This window comes from Acetomicrobium mobile (genome assembly GCF_937920065.1).
In genome coordinates this window covers 1-2107 of record NZ_CALETC010000049.1, presented here as the reverse complement: position 1 = coordinate 2107, position 2107 = coordinate 1, and the positions used below count along the sequence as shown (strand labels likewise).

General features: G+C 44.6%; 2 protein-coding genes. One reads left to right on the top strand and one right to left on the bottom strand.

The features are described 5' to 3' along the window. Positions 1-96: 96 nt before the first annotated feature. Complete coding sequence (locus Q7P41_RS01860) at positions 97-999, bottom strand: DMT family transporter (protein ID WP_303881698.1); 903 nt, start codon at positions 997-999, stop codon at positions 97-99. 148 nt (positions 1000-1147) lie between these two features. Here Q7P41_RS01860 and Q7P41_RS01855 point away from each other — a divergent pair. Then, positions 1148-2107 (top strand): nucleotidyltransferase domain-containing protein (locus Q7P41_RS01855; protein WP_303881697.1); only part of this gene is annotated, 960 nt, incomplete at its 3' end.

Genomic DNA, 2107 nt, shown 5'->3' with positions numbered 1-2107 from the left:
AGTGGTCCCTTTCTTTTTCCCTCTGAAAATCTCCTACAAATATTTTACGCTATCTCTTAAAAACCGATATGTTGTCACTATATTAGTGTATTTGAACTAAGACTCCTGTTTTCCTCTGTTTTCTCCCAGGGCAGCCAGAACAATTCCTGCCAATACCAGCGATCCGCCGAATATCGTAATGGGCATTATCGCCTCGCCCAACACAAAGTAGGCCAAAATAGGGCTTACCACGGGCTCTCCCAACAGGGCGATTGCCACAAAACCTGCTGAAAAATATTTGAGGGACCAGTTGTAACTGCTGTGTCCGATGATCTGAGGAAAGAGCGCTAACCCCCAGAAACATAGCCACATCTTTTTGGGATAACCGAAGAGAGGATAGCCAAGGCATATGATTAGGACGAACAAGATCACCGCTGCAGTGGAATAACAAATTGTTATATATGAAAGCAGAGACAACTTTTGCCTCAGCCTGCGACCGAACAAAAGATAAAAGGCAGCGCACCAGCTTCCGGCTATGGCAAGAAAGTCCCCGTAAAGGGCTTTCCCCCCGAGAGCAAAATCACCTGCGCTTATCACAGCGCTCCCTATCACGCTGAAAGCCACTCCCAGCAGGGACATCCCTCTTAGCCTGTCACTGCTCATGAAGGGCGTAAGCAGGGCAACCCAAATGGGGTTTGTATTGACCAGCACTACGCTACTTGCTACTGTAGTATAATCGAGCGAAGATATCCAAAAAGCAAAATGCAGGCTTAAAAAAGCACCTGAAGCAACTGCAACTTTTAGATCCTTTAACGTCAACGATTTTATCTCTTCCTTGGCGTAATGGCAGGCAAAGGGAAAGAGGAGAAGGCTGGCAAGCCCCACGCGATAGGCGGATATTACCAAAGCCGGCGCTTCCGCAAGACGGATGATTGTTGCTCCCGTCGATACTGCTATGACTCCCGCTCCCAAGACCAGAAATGGCATAAATAATGGCAACGTACCTTTTTTATCTTTCATCAAAGCTCGGCCTCTAATTTAATAATTTGATAAATCTTACGGGTACAGTCGATGCATGGAAATCTTTTGCATTTATAATATTACTAACTTTTCTATCGGACAATGAAACATGTTGTTAAAACAGGAGGTAAATAGGGGGGTAAATAGGATGGAAGGAAATATCGACTCAAATGCCGTCGCGGAGATCTTTGAGCGTATAGCCCTCCTCTTGGAGATAAAGGGAGAGAATAGGTTCAAAATTAATGCATATAGACGCGTTGCTGAAAGTTTGAGAAACGAAAGCAGAGACATATTTGCACTCTACAGAGAGGGAAGGTTAAAGGAAATTCCCGGGGTCGGAAAGGCCATAGAACAGAAAATCTGCGAACTTCTGGAAAGCGGGAAATTGGAATTTTACGAAAAACTGACGGAGGAAGTTCCCGAAAGACTGCTTTCTTTATACGAAGTCCCGGAAATGGGCCCAAAGCGAATTAAATTGGTTTGGGAAAAGCTGGGCATCGATTCGGTGGAAAAACTAGAAAAGGCAGCTCTAGAAGGTACCTTAAGGAGCTTACCCGGCTTTGGGCCAAAGATCGAAAGTAAAATACTTGAAGGTATCATGGCATTAAAAGAAAGGCGCTTAGTCTCCAGATATCCCTTGTGGGAAGGCTGGAACTTGGCTCAAATTATAGTTAACCGTTTGGGTGAATTTGAGGGTGTGGTCTTCATATCTCCCGCAGGTTCTTTGCGACGCATGAAGGAAACGATAGGTGACCTGGACATTTTAGTGGCTGCCGAAAATGATGCAACGAATAAAATAATTAAAGCTTTCACTGATTTTGAAATAGTGCAAGACGTATTACTTTCAGGACCAACGAAAACGAGCGTTAGATTTAAGAGCGGTCTCCAAGGCGATTTGAGAATAGTCGAGCCCTCGAGATGGGGGACAGCTTTACAGTATTTTACCGGCAGTCAACAACATAACATCTCTCTGAGAGAAATTGCGCTCAAGAAAAACTTGAGCTTGAGCGAATATGCCCTGACCGATAAAACAAGCAACAAAGAGATACTTTGCTCTAGCGAGGAAGAAGTATACGAGAAACTTGGAATGAGTTGGATACCACCAGAG